The organism is Sphingomonas sp. CFBP 13720, assembly GCF_014842075.1.
GTDB lineage: Bacteria > Pseudomonadota > Alphaproteobacteria > Sphingomonadales > Sphingomonadaceae > Sphingomonas.
Genome location: NZ_JACYVA010000006.1, coordinates 1 through 25,286, shown reverse-complemented (window position 1 = coordinate 25,286; position 25,286 = coordinate 1). Strand labels below are relative to the sequence as shown.

The following is a 25,286-nucleotide window of genomic DNA, read 5'->3' as shown; positions in this document are numbered from 1 at the left end:
AAGGCCTAATCGACCTTCAGCGAACATTGGCCGTCTTTCGTCACCTCGGACCCGTTCCGGGGTCGATCGGACCCTCAACGATGCGGGAAAAAGGCTCGACCGCCAACGATTGCCGCACGGTGGACCCCAGAGCAGGTCCGGGGTGACGGTCGTGCTGCCGCCATCGCGCTGAACGCCGCTCCGTCCCAGTCGGAAGGGCGTATCGCAGGACTGTCACGGATGCTTCGTTACGCGTCTTCGACTTCGCTCAGGCGCTACGCAGCACGAACGGGTGTACCTCGACCCATCATGCCCTACCGCCCCGCCCACCAGCCGGCATAGGGCGTGTTCTCCACCTTGTACCGGTTCCAGTCGGGCGCACCGTCGGTCCACCAGACCGGCCCGCGTTCGCCCAGCGCGATCTTGGCCGCATCGACCGCACGTCGCGCCGCCGCCACGGCTGCGTCGTCCGCCGCACGCTTGCCCGCACCCACCGCGCGGCGGGCGTCCATCAGCGCCTTGACCAGCCGGTCGCGTTCTTCGTTAGACAAGTTGGGCCGCGTCGCGCGCCACACCACGCCGTCGACCACGATATAGCGGCCATCAGGGGTGCGTAGCGGATCGCTCACGCCGGCTCGATCAGCCGTCGCGCCTGCGCCCGCGCTTCGTCGGTGATTTCCGCGCCCGACAGCATCCGAGCGATTTCCTCCCGCCGTTCGTCGCTGGTCAGCGGGCGGACGCCGGTGCGGGTGACCGTACCGTCATGGCTCTTGGCGATCAGCAGGTGCCGCGCGCCGCGCGCCGCTACCTGCGGACTGTGCGTCACGACCAGCAACTGGGTCGCCTGTGCCAGCCGCGCGAGCCGGTCGCCGATCGCGGAGGCGACCGCGCCACCCACGCCGCGATCGATTTCGTCGAAGATCATCGTCGCCGCCCCGCCCTCTTCAGCCAGCGCGACCTTGAGCGCGAGTATGAAGCGCGACAATTCACCGCCCGACGCGATCTTTGCCAGCGGCGCGAACGGCGCACCGGGGTTGGTCGAAATCTCGAATTCCACCCGGTCGCGCCCCGCCGCCGACCATTGCCCGTCGTCGAGCGCGGCGACGACCGTCCGAAACCGCGCGGCATCCAGCTTGAGCGGGGCCAGTTCGCCCGCGACCGCCGCGTCGAGCCGGACGGCGGCGGCGGCGCGCGCGTCGTGCACCTTGTCGGCGGCGGTCAGATAGACGGCACGCGCCTGCGCCACCTTCGATTCCAGCGCGCCGATCCCGGCTTCGCCCGATTCGAGCAGCGCGAGGCGTGCCGACAGTTCCTCCGCAAGCGCCGCCAGATCGTCGGGCTGGACGCGATGCTTGCGCGCCATGCCGCGCAGCGCGAACAGACGCGATTCGTCATCCTCCAGCGCGGACGGATCGAACGCCAGCGCGCTGGCCGCTTCGCCGAGCGAAGTCTCCGCCGCTTCCGCTTCCATCAGCGCACGGTCGACCGCTGCCAGTGATTCGGCGAGTGCGGGGTGATCCTCCGCGATGCGTTCGAGCACGCGCGCCGCCTGTCGCAGCACCGACAGTGCGCCATCGGACCCGCCCAGCCGCTGTTCGACCTGTTGCAGGTCGTCCGCGACCTTTTCGGCGCGCTGCATGCCGTGGCGACGTTCGGCGAGGATGTCTTCCTCGCCCGGTTCGGGGGCGAGCGCGGTCAGTTCGCCGACCGCATGTTCCAGCCATTCGCGATCGCGTTGCGCGACGTCGATCTGCGCGCGGGCCGCCGCCAGCGCGGCATCGGCATCGCGCCAGCGGCGATAGGCGGCGGTGACCGGCGCGGTGTCAATGCGGCCGAACCCGTCGAGCAGCGCGCGGTGGCCGCGCGGGTTGAGCAGGCCGCGATCGTCATGCTGGCCGTGAATCTCGACAAGGTGCGGGGCAAGGTCGCGCAGCAACCCCGCCGATGCCGGCTGGTCGTTGACGAAGCCGCGGCTGCCGCCATCGCCCTTGACGATGCGCCGGATGACCAGCGGTTCGCCGGGTTCGAGGTCGAGACCGTTGTCGTCGAACAGCCGCGCGACCGGACCCTCGGGGACGGGCGGCGCGAACGTCGCGGTCACCGCCGCCTGTTTCGCGCCATGCCGGACCAGCGCGGTGTCGCCCCGCGCGCCCAGGGCCAGCCCGAGCGCGTCGAGCAGGATCGACTTGCCCGCGCCGGTTTCGCCGGTCAGCACGCCGAGTCCTTCGGCAAAATCGAGGTCGAGCGCCTCGATCAGCACCACGTCACGGATGGAAAGCGCAGTCAGCATCGCGCCTTCGCCCTTACCGCAGGAACAGTGCAGGAACAAACATCTTCGTACGGCATAAGGGCCGAACGTACGATGCCGTGCGTCAGTTGCCGGTCGGCCCGTTGGGCGACGGCGTGCTGGGCGACGGGGTGACCGGCGGCGGGGCCGGCGTGGTCGGCGTCGTCGGGGCCGGTTCGTCGTCGGGTTCCAGCGTCACGATTCCCGAAGGCGGTGCTTCGGGCGGCGCGAACTTGACGGGGATCGGCTTGGGCGGCGGCGGGGTCTTGTCGCCGATCAGGTCGTAGGCGCGCTGATACCAGTCGGTTCCGGGATAGTTCGCACCCAGCACCGCCGCCGACTTCTTCGCTTCGCCCGGCACGCCCAGCGCCAGATAGGTTTCGGTCAGGCGCATCAGCGCTTCGGGCGCGTGCGTCGTCGTCTGATATTCGTCGACGACCGAACGGAACCGGATCTGCGCCGCCAGCCACTGGCCGCGTTGCTGATAGAAGCGCCCGATCTCCATCTCCTTGCCCGCAAGGTGATCGCGGACAAGGTCGAGTTTCAGCCGCGCATCGGCGGCATAGGGCGTGTTGGGATAGCGGCGCGACAGTTCGCCCAGCGACTCCATCGCCTGCAACGTGATCTTCTGATCGCGGGTCACGTCGCTGATCTGCTCGTAATAGCTGAGCGCGATCAGATAATAGGCATAGGGTGCGTCGCGGTTGCCGGGATGGACCGACAGGAACCGCTGCGATCCCGCAATCGCCTTCGTATAATCGGCGTCGAGATAATAGCTGAACGCCCCCATCAACTGCGCGCGGCGTGCCCAGACCGAATAGGGGTGCTGGCGCTCCACCTCGTCGAACAGCGCGGCGGCGACCTTGTACTGATGGCGGTCCAACCGATCCTTCGCGGCGGAATACAGGGTGCCGACGTCGCGCGCGACATAGGGCAGGTCGCGGCCAGCCCCCGCACCACCACGGGCACAGGCGGACAGGCCGACGCCGGCGAGGGCGACGAGGAGCAGCGCGGATGCGCGGGACGATACGGTACGCATGGACGGGCTTGTACTGCGCAAGGGGTAGCGCGAACAGTCCCTTTCGCGCATGTCGGCACCGACCCCCAAACTGTCCGAACAGGAGCGATTCCGTGCCCGCAACCAAGCTTGAAATGCACCGCGTCGAAAAGCCGTGGGGCCGCCATCATCTCGGCCTCGGCTTTGCCGACCAGCCCGCCGATGCCGACCCGGTCGGCGAAATCTGGTTCAAGGCGCCCGGCGACGACACCCCCGACCTGCTGGTCAAATATCTGTTCACGTCCGAAAAACTGTCGGTACAAGTCCATCCCGACGATGCGCAGGCGCATGCGCGCGGATTGCCGCGCGGCAAGGACGAATGCTGGACGCTCTTGGCCGCCGAACCCGATTCGACGATCGCGCTGGGCACGCTGGAGCCGATGACCGCCGAACAGCTGAAGGACGCCGCGCTCGACGGATCGATCGAACACAAGCTCGACTGGAAGCCGGTGAAGCCGGGCGACTTCTTCTATGCGAAGTCGGGGACGGTCCACGCGATCGGCGCGGGAATCACGCTGATCGAGATCCAGCAGAATTCGGAAACGACCTACCGCCTGTACGATTACGGCCGGCCGCGCGAGCTGCATCTGGACGACGGGGTCGCCGTGTCCGACGCGCGTCCGTTCGTGGCGCCGCCTGCGCCGGGCCGGATCGCGGACGACCGCACGATCCTGGTCAACGGGCCGAAGTTCGTGCTCGAACGCTGGACCGGCGGCGACCGCAGCGTGACGGTGCCGGCGGGCGTGAAGGGCTGGTTCGTGCCGGTCACCGGGTCGGGCACGGCGGACGGCGTCGCATGGGCGGCAGGCGATTGCCTGACGTTCGATGGAACGGTGACGTTGCGCGCAGGCGCGGACGCCGACCTGCTGTTCGCCTATCCGGGTGAAAAATACGTCTGAGCGGACCACCGCCACGTGAGCGTTGCGTGAACGGCGGGTAGTTTGCCGTTCACGCAACCCGCTACGCGACCGCAACGTTTTCGTATCATCTCTGTTCAAGGAGTTGGACGAATGCGTTTTCCCATTCTCGCCGCGCTGGCGGCGGCCGTCACCCTGCCCGCGCTCACCGCCGCCCCGGCGCTGGCGCAATCGCCGCGTCAGGAATATCGCGACGAAGTGCGCGACGCGCGGCGCGATCTTCGCCGCGACGTACGCCGCGCCGACAACCCTCGCGAAGTGCGGCAGGCGCAGCGCGAATATCGTCGCGACGTCCGCGACGCGCGACAGGACGTCCGCCGCGACCAGCGCGACTGGCGGCAATATCGCAACTTCAATTACAACCGCCCCGAACGCGGGCAGAACCGCTATTTCGCCGACCGCTATTATCGCGACGGGCGCTATTACCAGCCGCGTTCGCTGACCCGCAACGACCGCATCTATCGCGGGCAGAACGGGCGCTATTATTGCCGGCGCAACGACGGGACGACCGGCCTCATCATCGGCGGGCTGGCCGGCGGCACGCTGGGCAACGTCATCGCGGGCGGTGATTCGCGCCTGTTGGGCACGTTGATCGGCGGCGCGGGCGGCGCATTGCTGGGGCGGTCGATCGACCGGCGTCAGGTCGTCTGCCGCTGATCTATTCGGGGACGGCGGCCGGGACGACCGGCCGCCGTCGCACGCCGCCCCAGATATAGACCGCGAGCCCGGCCCAGATCAGCGCGAAACACGCCAGTCGCACCGGGGTCAGCGTTTCGCCGAACACCGCGATCGCCAGCACGAACTGGATCGACGGCGCCAGAAACTGGAGCATGCCCATCCTCGTGAGCGGCAGGCGACGCGCGGCGGCGGAGAACAGCAGCAACGGCGCGGTGGTCGCCGCACCGGCGAACACCAGCAGCGCCGCCATGCCAGCCCCGCGCTCGATCGCGAGCGGGACGCCATTGCCCAGCCACAGCAGATAGCCGAGTGCGACCGGGGCGAGCAGCGTGGTTTCGACCATCAACCCTTCGAGCGCGCCGACCGACACCGTCTTGCGGATCAGGCCATAGAACGCGAAACTGAACGCGAGGCTGAGGCTGATCCACAATTCGCCGAGCGATCCGATCGCGAACAATGCCACGCCCAGTCCCGCCAGTGCGATTGCCACCCGCTGCGCGGTGTTCATCCGTTCGCCCAGCAGCGTGACGCCGAGCAGCACGTTGAGCAGCGGATTGAGGAAGTAGGCGAGGCTGGCCGCCAGCACATGGCCGTTGAGCACCGCCCAGACATAGACGATCCAGTTGACCGCGATGAACGCCGCGCTGCCGATCAGGTTGAGCAGCGCGCGCCGGTCGGCGAACGCCGCGCGCAACGCCGCGCCGCGCCGGACCGCGATGACGATGCCCGCGACCAGCAGCGCCGACCACAGCACGCGCTGCGCCACGATCTCCCCCGGATCGACGTCGTGCAACACCCGGAAATAGAGCGGCAACAGCCCCCACAGCACATAGGCGCCGACGCCATATGCCAGCCCGCGCCGGTCCCCCGCCAGCGTCATCCGATCAGATCAGTCCGCCGGTCAGGAACAGCCGCAGCCCGCTGACGATCAGGATCACGAGGTTCAGGTTGCGCCCCGACGTCTTCGACGACAGCAACCCGACCACGAACCCGACCAGCGCGATGGGGAACACGATCCAGTTCATCAGCGAGATGACGGGGATCAGCGCAGGGATGGCCATCACCAGCGCGACGAGACCGATCAGGAGCGAAACGATATTGAGCATGGTCCCGACATGGCCCCGGTTCGCTGTCACGACAATGACGAACGCGACTTTTTCGCGCAAACAGGGCTTAACCGTCGGCGTGCCATGCTGCGGCAACGATCCGGGAGTTCGCATGACGATTCGCCATCCTGTCCTGTGGGCCGCGACGCTCGCGCTGGCCGCCTGCGGAGATGCGGGCAAGGGCGATGGCGCGCCCGACACGCTGGCAGCCGAACTGGCGCAGGACAATGCGGCCGATCCGGCGGTGACGGCGGCGTTGCGGGACCGGATCATGGTCGATCCGACGCTGGCGGCGCAGGCCAATGGCGATGCGGTGCGCCCGCCCGATCGCCCATATGGTGCGCCGGTGCCATCGGCGACCGTCGCGGCGGGCAGCGCGGGCCGCGACGAAAAGCTCGAACACGCCCCCGCCCCCGGCGACTGTCCGACGTGTCGCGGCGGACGTGAAGCGCTGACGCTGGGCGAACTGGCGACGGCACAGCGGTCGGGCGACCGGCAATGCGCGACGAAGGTCGGCTATTCCGCCGTCTGGGCCAACCGCCTGCCCGGCCCGTTCGCGTTGCATCCCGATGCGCGCGTCGTCGAAGCCGCCGGCACCGACGCCGATGGCTGTCGCCTGCGCGTGGTCCACTTCGTCATCGCCCGTCCAGTCGGGCAGATGGTCGACTGGACCTATACCCGGGCCCGTCGCGGCGGCTATTCGGCGGAGCATCAGGCCGAGGGCGAGCAGCATCTGGTCGGCGGCACGCGCGGTGACGCGGCCTATGTCGCGTTCCTGACGCCCGACGGCGACGGGACGTCGGTCGACCTGATCGTCGATGGCGGCTGATCTTTACGGACGGCCCATGGCTCCCCATGTCGTTACGCAGGGGGAACCATGATCGCTATCGTCGCAATGCTCGCTGCCTGTATCGTCGTCCTGCGCGGATGGCCCGGATTGCCATTGGCCCGGACGCTGGACGGCTGGCTGGTCGAACCGCTGGCCCGGCGCGATGCCGCGCTGACGACGGGACACTGGCTGTTGTTCCTGATCGTCGCGGCCGGGGTCGGCACCGCGTTCTGGATGGGCGGCGACATGATCGTGGTCATGGGGCTGGCTTCGCCCGAGATCGTCGTGGCGTTGGGGACGATCGAGTTCGCCGCCTATATCGATGCCGCGCTGGCGGTCGCTGCGGCGGCGGGCGTCGTGCGCGGCGTGCCGGTTCGCCTGTGGTTCCGGCGGACGGTCGGACGAACGGGGCGGGCACGCCGGACGCGGGCGGTGCGCAAGGCGGCGAACGACGATGGCGATGGCCCTGCGCGATTTGCACTGGCGGCCTGACGTCGCTCTCGGCGGATGATCGGGTCGGCAACACCCGTTCATGCCGGGTAGCGATGGGCGACATCGAAGGATGAACGAAGTCGGCGTGGCGGTCCTTCGATACGCCCTTTCGGCAGGCTCGATGACTACTGCGCGTGAGCGATCCTATCCCTTGCGAACGGGATCGGTCGGACGTACGGGGCAGCGATAGCGGCCAGGCGAACCGGGAAAGGGTCTGCCTCGACCGAAACGGCGCAATCGCCCCTCAGCGCATCCCGACCGGTCCCGCCGCCGTCGTTTCCAGCCGCGAATCGCCGCCCAGCGCCCGGTACAGCGCCACCCGGTTGGTCGCCGCGACCAGTTGGGTCGTCACCAGCCGACGCTGCGCGGTGTAATAGGATCGCTGCGCGTCGAGGCTGGTGAGGAAGGTATCGATCCCGCCGCGATAGCGCGCCTCGGTCAGCTGGAACGTGTCCTGCGCGGCATTCAGGTTCGCGCGGTCGGCGCGGGTCTGTTCGGCGATCGTCCCCTGCCGCGCCAGCGCGTCGGACACTTCCTGAAACGCGGTCTGGATCGTGCGTTCATAGCTGGCGAGCAGCGCGTCGCGCTGTGCCTGCGACAGTTCGACGTTGGCGCGCGCCGCGCCCGCGCGGAAGATCGGATAGGAGATGCCCGGCGACACGGAGTAGCTGAACGCCCCGCCGCTGAACAAGGTACGCAGCGCGTCGCTGGCGAACCCGACCAGTCCGGTCAGCGACAGCCGGGGGAACAGCGCGGCACGCGCCGCGCCGATATCGGCATTGGCGGCGATCAGTTCATATTCGGCCTGCACCACGTCGGGCCGGCGCAGCAGCACCCCCGAATCGATCCCGGCGGGCAGGTCGGCGATGGTCGGCAGCACCCGGTCGATCGATTCCGGCAGCAGCGTGGGATCGATTGGCGCACCGACCAGCAATTGCAGCGCGTTGATGTCCTGCGCCAGTTGCGTCCGCTGTTCGGCGACGTCGCTTTCGGCGGTGGCGAGGATCTGTTCGGCCTGTCGCAGGTCGGTGCGTGGCGCGACGCCGCCCTGCAACCGCGCGCGGGTCAGCGTGACGCTGCGCCGGGCGTTGGCGGCGGTCCGTTCGGCGATCTCCATCAGGCTGCGGTCCGCACCGTAGGTCGCCCACCCCTCCGCAATGTCGCCGACCAGCGTCAGCCGGGTGGCGCGCGCGCCGGCCTCGGTCGCGAAATAGCGATTCTGTTCGGCTTCGGTCAGCGATCGCAGCCGACCGAACAGGTCGATCTCGAACGCGGTGACACCGACGTCGAGCGAGACGTTCGTCCCCGAACCCTGCGTGCCGCCGCCGCCGCTGCTGCCACCGCCGCCGCCGCGATAGCCTGCCCCGCCCGATGCATCGACCTGCGGGAACAGGCCGGCGCGCTGGATGCGATATTGCGCCCGCGCGATGCGGATGTTGGCGGCGGCGATGCGAAGATCGCGATTGTTGACCAGTGCCTGCCCGACCAGCGTGCGCAGGCAGGGATCGACGAACACCTGTTCGAACGTCAGCGCGGGCAACGCCGCCTCGCGCTGTTTCAGATAGGCGTCGCCCGCCGGCCATGATGTCGGCACGGGCAACGGCGCGGGATCATAGGCCGGGGTCATCGAACAGCCGGCGAGCAGCAGCAAAGGCGACAGGCGGCGGATCATGCCGTTCCCTCCACGGGCGGCGTGCCGCGCAGCTTGTGCATCCCGCCGCGCAAGCCCCGGCGGACCAGCACGAAGAACAGCGGGATGTAGAAGATGGCAAGGATCGTCGCGGTCAGCATGCCGCCGATCACCGCCGTGCCGATCGCGATCCGGCTGTTCGCGCCCGCGCCGGTCGAGATCGCCAGCGGCAACACGCCGAAGATGAACGCCAGCGACGTCATCAGGATCGGGCGCAGCCGGATGCGCGCCGCCTCCATCGCCGCATCGATCACCGTCGCGCCCTTGCGTTCGGCCTGTTCGGCGAATTCGATCATCAGGATCGCGTTCTTGGCGGCCAGCCCCATCGTCGTCAGCAACCCGATCTGGAGATAGACGTCGTTCTCAAGCCCACGCAGCGTCACGAACGCGATCGCGCCGATCAGGCCCAGCGGAATGACCAGCAGCACCGCGACCGGGATCGACCAGCTTTCGTACAGCGCGGCAAGGCACAGGAACACGACGAGGATCGACAGGCCGTAAAGCAGCGGCGCCTGCCCCGACGACAGCCGTTCCTGAAACGACAGGCCCGACCATGCCACGCCGGTGCCGGGGATCTGTCCGGCCAGTTCGGCGATGCGGTCCATCGCCTCGCCCGAGCTGACGCCGTCGGCCGCCTGCCCCTGAAATTCGAACGAGGGCAGTCCCTGAAAGCGCGACAGCGTGGTCGGCGCGACGGTCCAGCCGGTGCGGGCGAAGGACGAGAACGGCACCATCTGTCCGTCCGATCCGCGCACGAACCATTGCGACAGGTCGGCGGGTTCGGACCGATAGGGCGCGTCCCCCTGGACGAACACGCGCTTCACCCGGCCGCGATCAATGAAGTCGTTGACGTACCGCCCGCCCCATGCGGTCGACAGCGTGTTGTTCACGTCCCCCTGCGTCAGCCCCAGCGTCGACAGGCGTTGCTGGTCGATACCGACGTTCAGCGTGGCGATATCGGGCAGTTCGGACAGGCGGACCCCGGTCAGCATCGGATCGGCGGTCGCGGCGGCGAGCAGTTTCTCGCGCGCCTCCGCGAACTGCGCCGGCGTCATCGCGCCGGTATTCTGCAACTGCATCGTGAAGCCGTTGGCCTGCCCCAGCCCGCGCACGGCGGGCGGCAGCAGCGCGAAGACCTGCGCATCGCGGAAGCCGCGGAACGCGGCGGAGGCACGGGCGATGATCGCGTCGGCCTGGTTCTCCTTGCCCTTGCGGTCGGCCCAATCGGTGAAGTTGATGAAGCCCTGCCCGGTATTCTGTCCCGACGATCCGCCCCCACCGCCCGCGACGACCAGCAGCGTGCGGACATTATCCTTCTCGTGCGTCGTGAAATAGCGTTCGACCTCACGCTGCACTTCCTCGGTACGGCCGCGCGTCGATCCGGCGGGCAGCTGGAACCGGATCGATGCCGCGCCCTGATCCTCGGTCGGCAGGAAGCTGGTCGGCAGGCGGAAGAACAGCAGGACAAGGATCGCCAGCACCCCGGCATAGATCAGCAGGTACAGCCATTTGCGGTCGATGACATGGGTCACGCCGCGTTCGTACTTGGCCACGCCCTTGTCGAAATTGCGGTTGAAGCCGTTCCGCGCGCGTTCGCCGACATGCGCGACGCGCGGAAACTTGCGTTCCAGCCAGCCGCCTTCGAGACTGCCGTCCTCACCGCGCTTCTTCTGTTTCAGCAGCGTCGCGGTCAGCGCGGGCGACAGAATCAGCGCGACCAGCACCGACAACACCATCGCCGCCACGATCGTGACCGAGAACTGGCGATAGATGACCCCGGTCGATCCGCCGAAGAACGCCATCGGCAGGAACACCGCCGACAGCACGATGCCGATCGCGATCAGCGCGACCTGAATTTCCTCCATCGACCGGATCGTCGCGTCGCGCGGCGACAGGTCGGGGTCTTCCTCCATCAACCGTTCGACATTCTCGACCACCACGATCGCATCGTCGACCAGCAGGCCGATGGCGAGGACGAGACCGAACAGCGTCAGCGTGTTGATCGAGAAGCCGAACAGATAGAACACGCCGAACGTGCCGAGCAGCACCACCGGCACCGCGATCGTCGGGATCAGCGTGGCGCGCCAGCTTTGCAGGAACACGAACATGACGATGACGACGAGGATCACCGCCTCGATCAGCGTCTTGACCACTTCCTCGATCGACAGCTTGATGAACGCGGTCGTGTCGTTGGCATAGGCGAAGGTCAGCCCGGCGGGGAATTTCGCCGACTGCCGCTCGACCTCGGCCTTGACCAGCTCGGCGGTTTCCAGCGCGTCGGCACCGGGGGCGAGGCTGATGGCGAGGCCCGCGCCGGGATGCGCGTTGACCCGGCTGAGCGCGTTGTAATTCTCCTGCCCCAGCTCGACCCGCGCCACGTCGGACAGGCGCACGGTCGCGCCGTCGGGCTGGGTCTTGAGGATGATCGCCTTGAACTGTGCGGGTGTTTGCAGTCGCGACTGCGCGGTGACGGTGGCGTTCAACTGCTGTTCGGGCGCGGAGGGCTGTCCGCCCAGTTCGCCCGCCGCGACCTCGGTATTCTGGTTCTGGATCGCCGTCACCACGTCGCCGGGCATCAGCGAATAGGAGGCGAGCCGCGCGGGATCGAGCCAGATCCGCATCGCATATTGTGATCCGAACACGTTGGTTTCGCCCACCCCGTTGATCCGCGCGAGCGGTTCGACGAGGTTCGCTTCCATGAAATCGGACACGTCGCCGTTGGTACGCTGGTCGGTTTCGTCGAAGATGCCGACGATCATCAGGAAGTCGGGATTAGATTTGGTGACGCGGATACCCTGTTGCTGGACCTGCTGCGGCAGGCGGGACAGCGCCTGTTGCACCTGGTTCTGGACCTGCACCTGCGCGATGTCGGGATCGACGCCCTTGTCGAACGTCGCGCTGATCGTCACCTGTCCGCGCGACGAGCTTTGCGAACTGAAATACAGCAGCCCGTCCAGTCCGGTCAGCTGTTGTTCGATGATCTGCGTCACCGAATTCTGGATCGTGTCGGCGTTGGCGCCGGGATAGGTCGCGCGGATATTGACCTGTGGCGGTGCCACGTCGGGATATTGCGCGATGGGCAGGCTCAGGATCGCCCCCAGCCCGGCCAGCATCGTGATGATCGCGATGACCCATGCGAAGATCGGGCGATCGATGAAAATACGCGACATAAAAGCTTATCCGCCCTTCGGCGCGGCGGCGGCGGCGTCACCCTGTGGCGGGGCGATGCGCTGCGCGGCGGTGGCGGGCACGGCGCGGATCTTCGCGTTGGGACGCAGATTGGCGGTGCCCTGCACGATCACCCGGTCGCCGGGGTTCAGCCCGCCGGTGACGACCCAGAACGCGCCCTGCGTCCGTTCGGCCTGCACGACCTTCTGCACCGCCGTGTCGTTCGGACCGACGACGAACACCGTCGCCTGCCCCTTCGGATCGCGTTTCAGCCCCTGTTGCGGGACGAGGATCGCGCGCTGGTTGATCGACTGCGCGAATTTCGCGCGGACGAACATGCCGGGCAGCAGGATACCCTGCGGATTGGGGAAACGCGCGCGCAGCGTGACGGTGCCGGTTTGGGCGTTCACCATCACCTCGGCGAACTGCACCGTGCCGGTCGCGCCGTAATCGCTGCCGTCTTCAAGACTGAGACGCACCGCCGCCGATCCGGGCACCGTCCCGCCCGCCGCCAGCGAACGGCGCAGCGCAAGGAGATCGGCGCTCGATTGCTGGATATCGACGAAGATCGGGTCAAGCCGCTGGATCACCGCCAGCGGATCGGTCTGGTTCGTCGTGACCAGCGCGCCTTCGGTGAAATAGCTGCGCCCGATCCGGCCGGTGATCGGCGCGGGTACGTTGGTGAAGGACAGGTTGACGCGCGCCGTCTCCAACTGCGCCTGTCCCTGTTCGACCGCCGCCTGTGCCTGTCGCGCCTGTGCGGCGGCGTCGGTATAATCCTGCCGGCTGACCGCCTCGATCTCCGCCAGCGGGCGGAAGCGTTCGGCGCGGACGCGCGTGGCCTCCGCATTGGCGCGCGCGCTGTTCAGATTGGCCGCAGCCTCGTTGGTCTGTGCGCGATAGAGGCGCGGATCGATCTGGTAGAGCGTCTGCCCGGCGCGGACCAGCGCGCCTTCGGTAAAGAACCGGCGGCGGATGATGCCCGCCACCTGCGGCCGGACTTCGGATTGCTGGAACGCGACGACGCGCGCGGCGAGATCGGTGGTCTGTTCGACGCTGGTCGCCTGGACCACCACGAAGCCGACCTGCGTCGGGCCGCGATTGCCCTTGGCATCCTTGTCCGCCGCCGCGTCGCCCCCGCCACAGCCGGTCAGCGATACGAGGCCGCAAAGGGCGATCAACGGAAACAGACAGGCGCGCGGCGACGCGGGCGATCGGATCAAGGCGGATACTCTGCTTGAGTCGGCGCGGATGGACCGGCCGGGCCATCCGATATGTCTGCATCCTCCATAAACCCGGCACGGGCGGGCGCAATGCGGGATTTGTCGCAAAATGTCGTGGCGTACGGCTGGTGCACAGTCGGGGCGGCACGACTTAAGATTTCAGTGGGTTAGCCGGGACGACGTGGCGGCGGTGGCGAGTCCTGCGGGTCGCGGGTTCGCTGCTCGCCGTTCGCAGGGGTACGTCGGTTCCGTAGCGCTACGGACGGCCGTAACTGTGCGTGCCGAACGGACACCGAGCCGGTCGAGGCGCCGGTGCGGTCCTTCGATACGCCATTTCGACGGGTTCGATGGCTACGCAGGATGGGTTGGGTATGGACTTGGGGCGTCGACGGGCGCGGCGCGGTTGCAGGACGGCCCTCCGTTACGGGGAGATGCCAGCCTTCGCTGGCATGACGTTGGGGGTGGCGTCAGGGCGCGGCGGGCGGCTGGCACTAATTGGCCCGCCGGTTTTAACCGCGAACGAACGGCCGGAGCATCGCACGCTCCCGCCGTCTACCTAGCCGTTATCGCTTCATCGGCACCGATATCGCCTGTCCGGTATAGGTGAAGGTCGTCGCCGGGTTCATCGCGAAGTCGGGCGCAACGGCCTTGCCCGGCGTGTGGAAGCGGACCGACATCGCGCGCTTGGCCGCCATGCCGGGATAGCTGCCGGTCCGTGCGCCGATCGTCAGCGTCTGCGTGGCTTCGTTCCAGCCCACCGCGACGCGCGAGGATTGCCCGCGCTGATAGCCGTCGGTCTTGCCGTCATCCTCGTACAGTTCGTACACGCCGTCCTTGCCGGTAAAGACATGCAGGACGATCGGGCCGTCGAGCTGTTCGCTGCTATACTGCACGTCGGGACCGGTCGGGACGATCGATCCGGCACGGACGTACAGCGGCATGCGGGCCAGCGGTGCCTGTGCGGTGATCGACTTGCCGCCCATCGTATAGGCACCGGTGGCGAAGTCGTACCAGCCGGTGCCGGCGGGCAGATAGACCGACCGGCTGCGCGCCTTGAACTCGGTCACCGGCGCGACGAGGAACGCCCGGCCGAACATATACTGGTCGTCGACATTCCATCCGCGCCGGTCGGCAGGGAAGTCCATCGCCAGCCCGCGCATCATGGTGCCGTCGCGCAGCCACGTGTCCGCCGCCGCCCCATAGATATAGGGCAACAGACGATAGCGCAGCTTCGTATAGTCGACCAACGCCGCGTAGAGCGCCGGATCGTCCTTGCCCAGTTCATAGATTTCGCGCTTGGGCGTTTCGCCATGGCTGCGGAACAGCGGGCTGAACGCGCCGAACTGGAACCAGCGCAGGTTCAGCTCCTTCCATTCGGGAAGCGCCTTCGGATCGGCCTTCGAATAGCGGTCCTCGACCGCAAAGCCGCCGATATCGTGCGTCCAGTTGGGCACGCCGGTCATCGACAGGTTGGTGCCCGCCGAAATCTGGTCGCGCAGATCGTCCCACCGTGCCGCGACGTCGCCCGACCACAGCGCGGACGACGTCCGCTGCTGTCCGCCGAAGCCCGACCGCGTCAGGATGAACGGACGCTGCCCCGGCCGTGCCTTGCGCAGGCCGTCGGCGACGCCTTCGGCATGGACCAGCGGGAAGCTGTTGAAGAATTCCGCGCCCGGGCCCTGCGCCGTCGGTCCCATGCGCTCCGCGCGCTGTTCGATCGACAGGTTGGAATGGATGTCCGGTTCGGTCGCATCCATCCACCATGCGTCGAACCCCTTGTCGACCAGCTTTTCCCGCATCTGGCGGAAATAGATGCTGCGCGCTTCGGGGGCGTACGGATCGTAATCGGTATTGGCATAGCCCTTCCCGACCCAGTCCTTTTCCCCGGCGAGCAGGTTGCCCTGATACAGGAAGCCCTTGGCCGCCAGTTCCTTCGCATTGTCGGTGTTGGGATAGAATTTCGGCCAGACCGAAATCATGATGTTGGCGTTGTTCGCGTGAACCTCGTTCACCATGCCGACCGGATCGGCGAAGCGCGCCTTGTCGAAATCATGGCTGCCCCACTGGTCTTCGGGCCAGTAGAACCAGTCGAGGACGATGTTGTCGAGCGGGATGCGGCGCTTGCGATATTCGCGCACGACGCCCAGCAACTGGTCCTGCGTCTCGTACCGCTGACGGCTTTGCCAGAAACCATAGGCCCAGCGCGGCATCATCACCGCCTTGCCGGTCAGCGCGCGATAGCCCGAGACGACGCCGTCCAGATTGTCGCCGCCGACATAGTAATAATCGACCGCGCGGCCCAGATCGGACGACCACCACAGCGAATTGCGGTCGGCGGCGGGCAGCGGATCGTTGCCGTACAGCGCGATATAGCCGGCATTGGGTTCCCATTCGATGCGGATGTCGACGGGCTTGCCCGCGGTCATCGGCAGATCGAAGTTATGGAACCACGGATTCCAGTTCTGCCGCCAGCGCGACAGCACTTCCTTGCCGTTGGCAAAGACCTTGACGTAGCTGGACGAATACAGGCGGAACGGGTGCGTGCCGCTCTGCGCCGGGGTCACGCGTCCGGTCCACACGACCTTCTGCGTCTCTACCGCGTTGCCGGCGGTATTCTGACCGGTGGTCGCCGCGACCGTCGCCGCCTTTGCCTCCGCCGGATAGTTCGCCTGATCCTTGATGAACTGATAGTTGATCGTCGGTTCCTGGCGCGTCACCTTCAGCGCGTTGCCCAGATAATATTTCGCGGTCCATCCGGCCTTGCCGCCGCTCGACACCGCCAGCCCGTCGCCGACCAGCTTGTACGGGGTCGGATTGCCGAACCGGGTGATGCCGTTATTGTCCCACAGCACGCCGTAATTCTTCGTCGACAGGACGAACGGAATCCCGATGTCCATGTTGTGCTGCGCCAGTTCGACGTCCTGACCCAGATAGTTCATCTGGCGGTTCTGATGCTGGCCCAGCCCGAAGAAACCCTCGGTCGTCGCGCGGTTGAACTGCTGGCGGGTCTTTACGTACGGCTTTCCGTCGACGCTGGTCGTTTCGAACCGGGCGCGCGGCGCTTCGGCCAGCGTCAGCCGGCCGGCGGCGTCGCGGAAACGGACTTCGCCGTCATCCATGTCGATCTCGGCCGATGCCTTGCCCGCCTTGACCGTGACGATGCCGTTGGCCTGCGTGACGGCATAGCTGCCGGTCGGCTTCGCGACCACCATCAGGCTGTCGGGCAGGTCGGTTTCGGCACCCGGAAACGCGGTGACGCGGAACCGATCGTCGCCATAGACCAGCACGCGGACGCGCTTGGCCGGGCCGGCATCGGGCGTGACGACCACGCCGTTGGCCACCTGTTTTACGTCCGCCGCAAGGGCAGGCGCGCTCGTCATCAGCAGCGCCACGAAGGCGGTTTTGGAAAACTTCGTCATCCCCGGAACATCCCCATCGTCACCCGCAGCATCGTCGGCCGCGTGAAGTTCAATCCATAATCGGTCTGGTCGCCGTTCCACACCCGTTCCGCCACGAAGCGGCCGGTGTCGTCCAGATGACCTTCCTCGGTGCGCAGCATGATGCCGTTCTCACCCGGTTTCCCGTCGGCAAGGCCGAATTTCAGGCGCACGTCGCTGCCCATCGCGATGAACTGGTCGGGCGCGACCTGCACCACCGCCGCGCCGCCGACCGGCTGTCCGGCGGTCGGCACCGGCTCGCTCTTCAGCCATGGCGATGCGCGGTCGCCGAACTGCCATTCCTCGTAACTGGCGGTCACGCGCCAGCGGCCCATGACCTGCGTCTGCTGCGCATCGTCCAGCCCCTTGGTCGAACCCCAGGTCGGATGCGCATAGGCCAGCGCCGCCCAGCCGCGCGCCTGCGGTGCCAGGAACGCATATTTCGACGCGAACGCATCGATCGTCGCGTCGTCCAGCGCCTTGGCACCCAGCGGAAAGTTGAAGAAGCCGGTGTCGTCCATCCCGAACGGCGCGAACCCGATGCCGCCCTTGCCCAGCACCGGCCACAGATAGCGGGCGAACGCCGCCGCATTGCCGGTTTCGGGGATCATCAGCGCATTGTCGGGACGCGCATAGTGATCGAGGAACTTGGCATAGGGTTTGGGATCGCGGCCATACAAATCGGGTGCAACGAAATCGATGTGCGGGGCAGCGACTTTCCATACGTCGATCACGCCCCAGTCGGGGCCGCCGCTGGCACCGCCGCTGGCGCCGGGCTTGCCGAACGGGTCGCCGACCGCCGCATTGACGTACATCGGCAGATCCTTGACCGCCTGTCCCGCCGCCGCGATCTCGTCGATATACGACGCGGTGTACCATGCATTGAAGAACGCATCGGCCGCGTCCTTGCCGAACGCCTGTTCCCAGCTGCCCGACTTGCCCGTGCGCTTCGCCAGTGCGGCAGGAATCGGTTGCGCGAACAACCGGTTGGCTTGCGGCGAATGGTCGCGTCCCTGTTGATAGACGCCGACCTCGTTCTCCGGCTGGACCATCACCACCGTATGCTGCGGGTCCTTTTCGCGCAGATAGGTCATCAGCGCGACGAACGCCTTCTTGTCCGCCGCCAGCGTCGCAGGCGCGTGCGGCGACATCGCGTAATGTGCCTTGCCGTCGGGCGTGCGCATCCGCGGGAAGCGGGCGTTGTCGGTCTTCACCCATGTCGGGACATAGGAAGGCGACGTGTTTTTCCACGTCGCGAACCACAGCAGCACCAGCCGCACACCCTGTTCGCGCGCCTGTGGCAGCAGCACGTCGAGATAGCTGAAATCGAACCGCCCTTCGACCGGTTCGATCTGTTCCCACGCCACCGGAATCTCGACGGTATTGGCATGGAGACGCCGCACCGTCGGCCACAGCTTCGGCAATGCCGACGGATAGTTGGTCGAATTGTTCGCCTGCACGCCCAGCATCAGGAACGGCGCGCCGTCGATCATCAGCGCGTGACGGCCCTTGCTGCGTTCCAGCGTGGGCAGGGGCGCGGTCTGTGCGACCGCCTGCCCCGTCAGGGCAAGCGCGAGCCCAAATGCCGTCGCGTATCCAAGCCTTCTCATCCTGTCCCCTGTCGCCCGATTTGTCCTACGGTGTCAGGGGATACGTTGCCCTTGTGCCGGATAGGAAGCAAGGCGTTTTGTCTTATGATTCATGTTTTTACTGGTGTCGCTGCCTTGCCGGTCCAGCGGTACGCTTCCCGCGACTCGCGTTTCATCTCGATCGAATAGCCCGGACGGGTCGGCGCACGATAGGCACCGCGCTCGACGATGCACGGATCGACGAAATGTTCGTGGAGATGGTCGACGAATTCAGCCGCCCGGTCGTGCTTGACGCCCGAAAAGCACAGATAGTCGATCATCGACAGATGCTGGACATATTCGCACAGCCCGACGCCGCCGGCATGCGGCCATACCTGAAGCTCGTACTTCGCCGCCATCAACAGCACGGCGAGCACTTCGTTGACGCCGCCCAGCCGGCACGCATCGATCTGGACCACGTCCAGCGCCTCGCGCATGATGAACTGTTTGAAGACGATGCGGTTCTGGCACATCTCGCCAGTCGCGACCTGCACCGGGGCGACCCCCTGCCGGATCGCGCGGTGGCCCTCGACGTCGTCGGGCGAGGTCGGCTCCTCGATGAAGCGCGGCTTGGCGAAGGCGAGGTCGTTGACGCAGGCGATCGCCTGATCGACTTCCCACACCTGGTTGGCGTCGATCATCAGGTCGATGTAGGGACCCAGCACGTCGCGCGCGATCGCGACCCGGCGGCGGTCGTTGGCGGGATCGCCGCCGACCTTCAGCTTCACATGGACGAAGCCGGCCTCGACCGCCTCACGGCACAGCCGTGCCAGCTTTTCGTCTGAATAGCCGAGCCAGCCGGGCGAGGTGGTATAGGCCGGATACCCCTCCGCCAGCAGCGTCGCCCGCCGTTCCGCCTTGCCCGCCGCGCGGGTTTCGAGCAGCGCCACCGCCTCTTCGGGCGTGATGCAGTCGGTCATGTAGCGGAAGTCGATCAGCCCGACGATCTGTTGCGGGGTCATCGACCCGATCAGATCCCACAGCGGCAGTCCGGCATGCTTGGCCAGCAGGTCCCACACCGCGTTGACCACCGCGCCGGTCGCCAGATGGATGATCCCCTTTTCCGGCCCGACCCAGCGCAACTGGCTGTCGCCGGTCATCCGCCGCCAGAATCCCGCGCCATCCTGCGCGATCGATTCGAGCGACAGTCCCTCGACCAGCGGGGCCAGCGTCGCGATCGCCGCGCAGCACAGGTCGTTGCCGCGCCCGATGGTGAACGTCAGGCCATGGCCTTCCAGCCCCGGCGTGTCGGTTTCGAGGATGCAATAGGCGGCGGAGTAATCCGGTTCGGGGTTCATCGCATCCGACCCGTCGAGAAACGCGGACGTGGGAAAACGGATGTCGTGTACCGTAAGCCGGGTGATGATCGTCATGCGTTCGCCGTCCTCGCACGGGCGGCGTGCCTTGCTGGTGTCATATCCGCCCCGCCCCGCCGGTGGCAGGTCCAGCGGTTTTTATATGTGCGAGCGATTTTCGTTGCAACCGCGAATTATGCGGCGACCTTTTCGTGGTCCACGGTTCAGGCGTGATTGTCCCCGTCGACCAGTTGCTGCGAAATGGTCGCCGCCGCCGCCTGTACCGCCGCAACGGCGGCATCGATCGCGTCCTCGCCGTCCAGTTTGGGCAGATAGGGCATGGTGAGCGCCGCCGCCGCCGCACCGCCACGCAGGATCGGGGCGGAAAGATCGGTGATTCCCGATACGAAGCGGCTGGGCGTGCGTTCGACGCTGCGCTGCCGAACCTCGTCCGCATGCGCGCGAAACGCGTCCAGCGTGGCCTTGTCCGGGGTCGGCTGCAACTGCGCTTCCCATCGGGCGCGCACGTCGGCGGGCTGGAATGCGTACAGCACCGCCCCCGATGCCGCCTGCAACAGCGGCCGGCGATAACCGACGCGAACCGCGAACCCCAGTTCCTGACCGGACTCCATCCGCGCCACGACCACCATGTCGCCGCGCGTATGCACCGCCAGATGGCACGACTGCCCGCGATCCTGCGCCAGTTGGCGCATCACCGGCAACGCGACCTCGATCAGATGCCGGGTCCGCGGCTGGTTCATGCCGAGCGAGAACAGCCGGTCGCTCAGAACATAGCCCTCCCCGCCCGGTTCGATCGTGAGATAGCCGCGATATTCGAGCACCTGCACCATGCGGAACAGTTCGCCGTGCGACCGCCCCAGCCGCTGGACGATCTGCGTCAGCGTCAGCGGCGTCGCCATCCCGGCCAGCAGTTCGAGGATATCCAGACCCTTTTCCAGCGCGGGTGCGCGGTATCGGCGGTCCTCGACGACGTCTTCGTCGGCATCGACAATGGCTGGTGCGTTCATGGGCGCGACACTCGCGCCAAAAACCGTCGCGCGCAAGCCGCTGACCGTTTGCACCGGCGCACGCGCCGTGCATATATGATGTCGAGAGGATTGCTATTATGAACCGTCGCACGTTCCTGTCGGCCAGCGGGTCGACGATCGGGCTGGCCATGGCCGCGCCCGCCACCGCACAGACGACCACGCCCGACTGGTCGTCGCTGGCCGCCGCGTTCCGGGTGCCCGACTGGTTCCGCGACGCCAAATTCGGCATCTGGGGCCATTGGGGACCGCAATGCGTCCCCGAATTCGGCGACTGGTACGGACGCAAGATGTATGAACAGGGCGACCCGTTCTACGACCATCACCGCAAGACCTATGGCCATCCCGCCGATACCGGGTTCATCGACATCCTCGGCCAATGGCGCGGCGAACGCTGGGACCCGGCCGCGCTGGTGACGCGGTGGAAGGCCGCCGGCGCGCGCTACGTGATGGGCATGGCGGGGCATCACGACAATGTCGACCTGTTCGACAGCAGCCATCATCCGTGGAATTCGGTCCGGGTCGGGCCGAAGCGCGATATCGCGGCGGGGTGGCGTGACGCGGTGCGCGGTGCGGGACTGCGCTTTGGCCTGTCGAACCATATCAGCCATGCGTGGCATTGGTGGCAGACCGCCTATGGCTATGACGCCACCGGTCCGCGCGCGGGCGAGCGGTACGATGCCGCCCGCCTGACCAAGCGGGACGGACGCGGCAAATATTGGGACGGGCTGGACCCGCAGGCGCTGTACACCGGCCCCAGCTTCGCCCCGCCCGACGGCATCCGTACGCAGGCGGCGATGGACGACTGGGTCGAATCGACCAGCCGCCGCTGGATGGAATTCGCGCCGTCGGACAAGCTGCCGTTCGTCACCGGCTGGCTGGCGCGACAGAAGGAGATGGTCGAGAAATACCGTCCCGACATCGTCTATTTCGACAATACCGGATTGCCGTTCGGCCCCGCCGGGGTCGAGGCGGCGGCGCATTTCTATGGCCAGAGCATCGCCGACAAGGGCGCGATGGACGTGGTGCTGACCGGCAAGCTGCTGACCCCGTTCCAGCGGACGGCGATGGTCGAGGATGTCGAGCGCGGCTTTTCCGACCGGCTGCGGCCCGAACCGTGGCAGACCTGCACCTGTCTGGGCGACTGGCATTACAACCGGTCGCGCTTCACCGACAAAAGCTATGTGCCGGCGCATCAGGTGCTTCAACGGCTGGCCGACGTCGTGTCGAAGAACGGCAATCTGTTGCTGTCGGTCCCGATGCGCGGCGACGGCAGCATCGACAGCGAGGAAGAACGCATCCTGTCCGATCTGGGCCGGTGGATGACGCGCGAGGGCGAGGCCGCCATCTATGGCTCGCGGCCATGGCGGATCTATGGCGAAGGGCCGACCGATCTGGCCGGCGGCATGCACAACGAAGGGCAGGCGAGCCGGCTGGGCGCGAACGACGTGCGCTTCACGGTCAAGAACGGGACGTTGAACGCGATCCTGCTCGACTGGCCGACCGCACCGGTGCGGGTCGCGTCGCTCGGCCGGGGCCGACTCAACGGCGGAAGCGTCGAGCGCGTGACGCTGGTCGGAGGCGGCCGGGTGCGGTTCGTGGCGGGCGACGACGCGCTGATGCTGACGCTGCCCCCGCGCCCGGCGGGCGGCCAGTTGCCGGTGGTGCGGATCGAGGGACGCGGGCTGGTGTAAGAGGGGGCGCCCTCCGCCCCCTTCACCGTTCGTCACCCCAGCGCAGGCTGGGGTCTTCCGGTAAAGCGTGCTGCGCTCGCCACCACCAGTCGTCACCCCAGCGAAGGCTGGGGTCGCCCGGAAAAGCGTGCTGCCCCTGCCACAACCAATCGTCACCCCGGCGCAGGCTGGGGTCGCCCGGAAAAGCGTGCCGCCCCTGCCACAACCAATCGTCACCCCAGCGCACGCTGGGGTCGCCCGGAAAAGCGTGCCGCCCCTGCCACAACCAATCGTCACCCCGGCGCAGGCTGGGGTCGCTCGGGGATGCGTGCCAACACTGCCGCAAACGACCCCAGCCTTCGCTGGGGTGACGACTGGCGGTGGCGAGGGCAGTACATCCCTGGGCGGTACGATTGGTGGCCAGGGCGGCACATACCCGAAAAGTCCCCGGGCGGCGCCGGGATGAAGGTCTCATCGGTACGTCATCCTCGCCATTCTACCGCACCGCACAAAATAGCTTGATATGTTGTACCATACCGCTTTACGGACGGTGCCATCGTAAACCGGAGTAGTCCCATGTCCCGCCCCGCCCTGTTGCTGTCGAGTGCCGCGCTGTTCCTGCCGTTCGCGGCGTTTGCCCAGACGCCCACGCCACAGGGCGATGCCTATCACGACGAAGCCCCTGCCGAGATCGTCGTCACTGCCCCCTATGCCCGCAACCAGGCGGATATCCTGTCGGGCACCAGCGTGCTGACCGGACAGGAACTGACCCGCGAACTGCGCACGACGATCGGCGAGACGCTGGCGCGGCAGCCCGGCGTGTCGGCGACCAGCTTCGGTCCCAATGCCTCGCGCCCCGTGCTGCGCGGTTTGCAGGGGGAACGGGTCCGCGTGCTGACCGACGGGATCGGCAGCTTCGACGTGTCGAACACCTCGGTCGACCATGCGGTGGCGATCAACCCGCTGACCGCCGACCGGATCGAAGTGCTGCGCGGTCCGGCCGCGTTGCTGTTCGGATCGTCGGCGATCGGCGGCGTGGTAAACGTGATCGACAGCCGCATCCCGCGCCGCGTGCCGACCGAACCGGTTCATGCCGAAGCGATCGGCACCTATGGCACCGCCGCCGAACAGCGCAGTGGCGCGGCGGCGGTCGATGTGCCTGTGATGGGCAAGATCGTGCTGCACGTCGACGGCACCTGGGCAAAGACCGGCGATCTGGAAACCGGCGGATCGATCCTGTCGCGGCCGTTGCGGGCGCAGGCCGCCGCCAGCGCCGATCCCGCGATCCGCGAACTTGCCGACCTGCGCGGCAAACTGCCCAATTCCGCCTCGGAAATGTGGGAAGTCGCGGGCGGCGCGTCGGTGGTGACCGATACCGGCAATCTGGGATTTTCGGTCAGCCATCTCGACAACCGCTACGGCGTGCCGCTGCGCTACGACCTGACGGGCGGCGAGGCGGAGAATGTGACGCTGCACGTCCAGCAGACGCGCGCCGACCTGCGTGGCGAGGTGCAGACCGGCGGCGGGCTGCTCGAAAAGATCCGGGTGCGCGCGGGCTTCGCCGATTATCGCCATGACGAGATCGAGGATACCGGCGAGATCGGCACGACCTTCTACAATCAGGGGATGGAAGCCCGGATCGAGGCGGTGCAGGCGCAACGGGGCAACTGGCGCGGCGCGTTCGGCGGGCAGATGTTCCTGCGCGACCTGAACGTGGTGGGCGAGGAGAAATTCCTGCCCAAGAGCGAGACGCAGCAGTTCGGCGTGTTCACGCTTCAGTCGTTCGATTTCGGCCCGGTGCGTGCCGAAGCCGGTGGACGCTATGAATATACCGTCGCGCGGGCCGATGCCGATGCCGATCTGGGCAACGACCGGCTGCGTCGCAGCTTCGACAGTTTCTCGGGATCGATCGGCGGCAGCATCGCGGTGGTCGACGGCATCCGGTTCGGACTGAACGGCAGCCACACCGAACGTGCCCCGTCGGCCGAGGAACTGTTCGCCAACGGTCCGCATGCGGGGACGCAGGCGTTCGAGGTCGGTGACCCGGCGTTCGTCAAGGAAATCAGCGACGGGATCGAGGCGACGGTCAAGGGATCGGGCGACGGCTACAGCTTCGGCCTGTCGGCCTATCACAACTGGTTCCGCAACTTCATCTACGAAACCCCGACCGGGGAGGTCGAGGACGACCTGCCCGTGTTCCAGTATTCGCAGGCCGATGCGCGGCTGTGGGGGTTCGAGGCGGAGGCGTCGGCACGGCTGGCGCGGATCGGCGAGACCGCGATCGTCGCGGACGCACTGGCCGACTATACCCGCGCGACGATCGTCGACACCGGCCCCGCCCCGCGCATCCCGCCGCTGCGCCTGCTCGGCGGGCTGGAAGCACAGGGACGGCTGGTACGGGTTCGCGGCGAGGTCGAACTTGTGACGGCGCAGGACCGCACCGCCGTGCTGGAAACCGAAACGCCCGGCTATACGATGGTCAACGCATCGATCGCACTGCGCCCGTTCGGAAAGGGCAACGCGACCAGCGTGACGCTGTCGGCCAACAATCTGTTCGACGTGGAGGCGCGGCGACATGCCAGCTTCCTCAAGGACTATGCGCCGCTCGCCGGGCGCGACATCCGCGTGACCGCGCGGCTGGCGATCTGAACCTGCTCCGTCCTTCCGGCCCGTGCCGGAAGGACGGATGGGGCGTGGGCGCGCGATTAGCCTGATCCTGATGGCGCTTACCGCCCCCCGTCTCCCCCCGTCTTCCTCCGCCTCCCCCCTCTTCCGCCGTCT

General features: G+C 67.2%; 18 protein-coding genes. 6 read left to right on the top strand and 12 right to left on the bottom strand.

Going from position 1 to position 25,286, the window contains the following annotated elements; translation table 11 throughout:
* Positions 1–293 precede the first annotated feature (293 nt).
* The 3 genes from IFT55_RS12620 to IFT55_RS12610 all read right to left on the bottom strand — a co-directional run bounded on the left by IFT55_RS12620 (position 294) and on the right by IFT55_RS12610 (position 3,305).
* Entirely contained in the window at positions 294–608 is a 315-nt protein-coding gene (locus IFT55_RS12620; protein ID WP_192092594.1) for a hypothetical protein, read from the bottom strand.
* Entirely contained in the window at positions 605–2,269 is a 1,665-nt protein-coding gene (gene recN, locus IFT55_RS12615; RefSeq protein WP_192092592.1) for a DNA repair protein RecN, read from the bottom strand. Before recN ends, IFT55_RS12620 begins: the two co-directional genes overlap by 4 nt.
* A gap of 82 nt (positions 2,270–2,351) precedes the next feature.
* Positions 2,352–3,305, bottom strand: a complete 954-nt coding sequence (locus tag IFT55_RS12610; protein ID WP_192092590.1) for an outer membrane protein assembly factor BamD — start codon at positions 3,303–3,305, stop codon at positions 2,352–2,354.
* A gap of 92 nt (positions 3,306–3,397) precedes the next feature.
* On the opposite strand from IFT55_RS12610, the gene IFT55_RS12605 reads away from it, so the two are divergent.
* Positions 3,398–4,222 carry a class I mannose-6-phosphate isomerase gene (locus IFT55_RS12605; protein WP_192092588.1) on the top strand — a complete coding sequence of 275 codons (825 nt, stop codon included), beginning with the start codon at positions 3,398–3,400 and terminating at the stop codon, positions 4,220–4,222.
* A gap of 111 nt (positions 4,223–4,333) precedes the next feature.
* Entirely contained in the window at positions 4,334–4,897 is a 564-nt protein-coding gene (locus IFT55_RS12600) for a glycine zipper 2TM domain-containing protein (RefSeq protein WP_192092586.1), read from the top strand.
* Position 4,898: 1 nt separating this feature from the next.
* Here the strand turns inward: IFT55_RS12600 and rarD are convergent, their stop codons facing one another.
* Both rarD and IFT55_RS12590 read right to left on the bottom strand, forming a co-directional pair.
* Positions 4,899–5,798 carry an EamA family transporter RarD gene (gene rarD / locus IFT55_RS12595; RefSeq protein WP_192092584.1) on the bottom strand — a complete coding sequence of 300 codons (900 nt, stop codon included), beginning with the start codon at positions 5,796–5,798 and terminating at the stop codon, positions 4,899–4,901.
* A 4-nt stretch (positions 5,799–5,802) separates the two neighbouring features.
* Positions 5,803–6,024, bottom strand: a complete 222-nt coding sequence (locus IFT55_RS12590) for a hypothetical protein (RefSeq protein ID WP_192092579.1) — start codon at positions 6,022–6,024, stop codon at positions 5,803–5,805.
* A 112-nt stretch (positions 6,025–6,136) separates the two neighbouring features.
* Between IFT55_RS12590 and IFT55_RS12585 the strand changes: the two genes are divergently transcribed.
* Both IFT55_RS12585 and IFT55_RS12580 read left to right on the top strand, forming a co-directional pair.
* Positions 6,137–6,853: a hypothetical protein gene (locus IFT55_RS12585; RefSeq protein WP_192092577.1), complete on the top strand. Its 717-nt coding sequence runs from the start codon at positions 6,137–6,139 to the stop codon at positions 6,851–6,853.
* Positions 6,854–6,901: 48 nt separating this feature from the next.
* Positions 6,902–7,345, top strand: coding sequence for a hypothetical protein (locus IFT55_RS12580; RefSeq protein WP_192092575.1), 444 nt, complete (start codon positions 6,902–6,904; stop codon positions 7,343–7,345).
* Positions 7,346–7,589: 244 nt separating this feature from the next.
* On the opposite strand, the gene IFT55_RS12575 is transcribed toward IFT55_RS12580, so the two are convergent.
* The 7 genes from IFT55_RS12575 to IFT55_RS12545 form a co-directional block, all read right to left on the bottom strand.
* On the bottom strand, positions 7,590–9,017 hold the full coding sequence (locus tag IFT55_RS12575) for an efflux transporter outer membrane subunit (protein WP_192092573.1): 1,428 nt from the start codon (positions 9,015–9,017) through the stop codon (positions 7,590–7,592).
* Positions 9,014–12,205 carry an efflux RND transporter permease subunit gene (locus IFT55_RS12570; RefSeq protein ID WP_192092572.1) on the bottom strand — a complete coding sequence of 1,064 codons (3,192 nt, stop codon included), beginning with the start codon at positions 12,203–12,205 and terminating at the stop codon, positions 9,014–9,016. Before IFT55_RS12570 ends, IFT55_RS12575 begins: the two co-directional genes overlap by 4 nt.
* 6 nt (positions 12,206–12,211) lie before the next feature.
* A complete protein-coding gene (locus IFT55_RS12565) occupies positions 12,212–13,423 on the bottom strand; it encodes an efflux RND transporter periplasmic adaptor subunit (protein WP_446740730.1) in 1,212 nt (403 codons plus the stop codon).
* Positions 13,424–13,989: 566 nt separating this feature from the next.
* Positions 13,990–16,845, bottom strand: coding sequence for a glycoside hydrolase family 31 protein (locus IFT55_RS12560; RefSeq protein ID WP_192092570.1), 2,856 nt, complete (start codon positions 16,843–16,845; stop codon positions 13,990–13,992).
* Complete coding sequence (locus IFT55_RS12555) at positions 16,842–18,473, bottom strand: DUF5597 domain-containing protein (RefSeq protein ID WP_192092568.1); 1,632 nt, start codon at positions 18,471–18,473, stop codon at positions 16,842–16,844. The genes IFT55_RS12560 and IFT55_RS12555 overlap by 4 nt, the downstream gene beginning before the upstream one ends.
* A gap of 89 nt (positions 18,474–18,562) precedes the next feature.
* Positions 18,563–19,864, bottom strand: coding sequence for an L-fuconate dehydratase (locus IFT55_RS12550; protein WP_192092566.1), 1,302 nt, complete (start codon positions 19,862–19,864; stop codon positions 18,563–18,565).
* 146 nt (positions 19,865–20,010) lie between these two features.
* The gene (locus tag IFT55_RS12545) at positions 20,011–20,814 is read right to left on the bottom strand and encodes an IclR family transcriptional regulator (protein ID WP_192092564.1); all 804 of its coding nucleotides are present in this window, start codon (positions 20,812–20,814) and stop codon (positions 20,011–20,013) included.
* A gap of 98 nt (positions 20,815–20,912) precedes the next feature.
* Here IFT55_RS12545 and IFT55_RS12540 point away from each other — a divergent pair, with 98 nt between their 5' ends.
* Entirely contained in the window at positions 20,913–22,526 is a 1,614-nt protein-coding gene (locus tag IFT55_RS12540) for an alpha-L-fucosidase (protein ID WP_192092562.1), read from the top strand.
* 555 nt (positions 22,527–23,081) lie between these two features.
* Positions 23,082–25,154 carry a TonB-dependent receptor gene (locus IFT55_RS12535; RefSeq protein ID WP_192092560.1) on the top strand — a complete coding sequence of 691 codons (2,073 nt, stop codon included), beginning with the start codon at positions 23,082–23,084 and terminating at the stop codon, positions 25,152–25,154.
* The last annotated feature ends 132 nt before the right edge of the window (positions 25,155–25,286 follow it).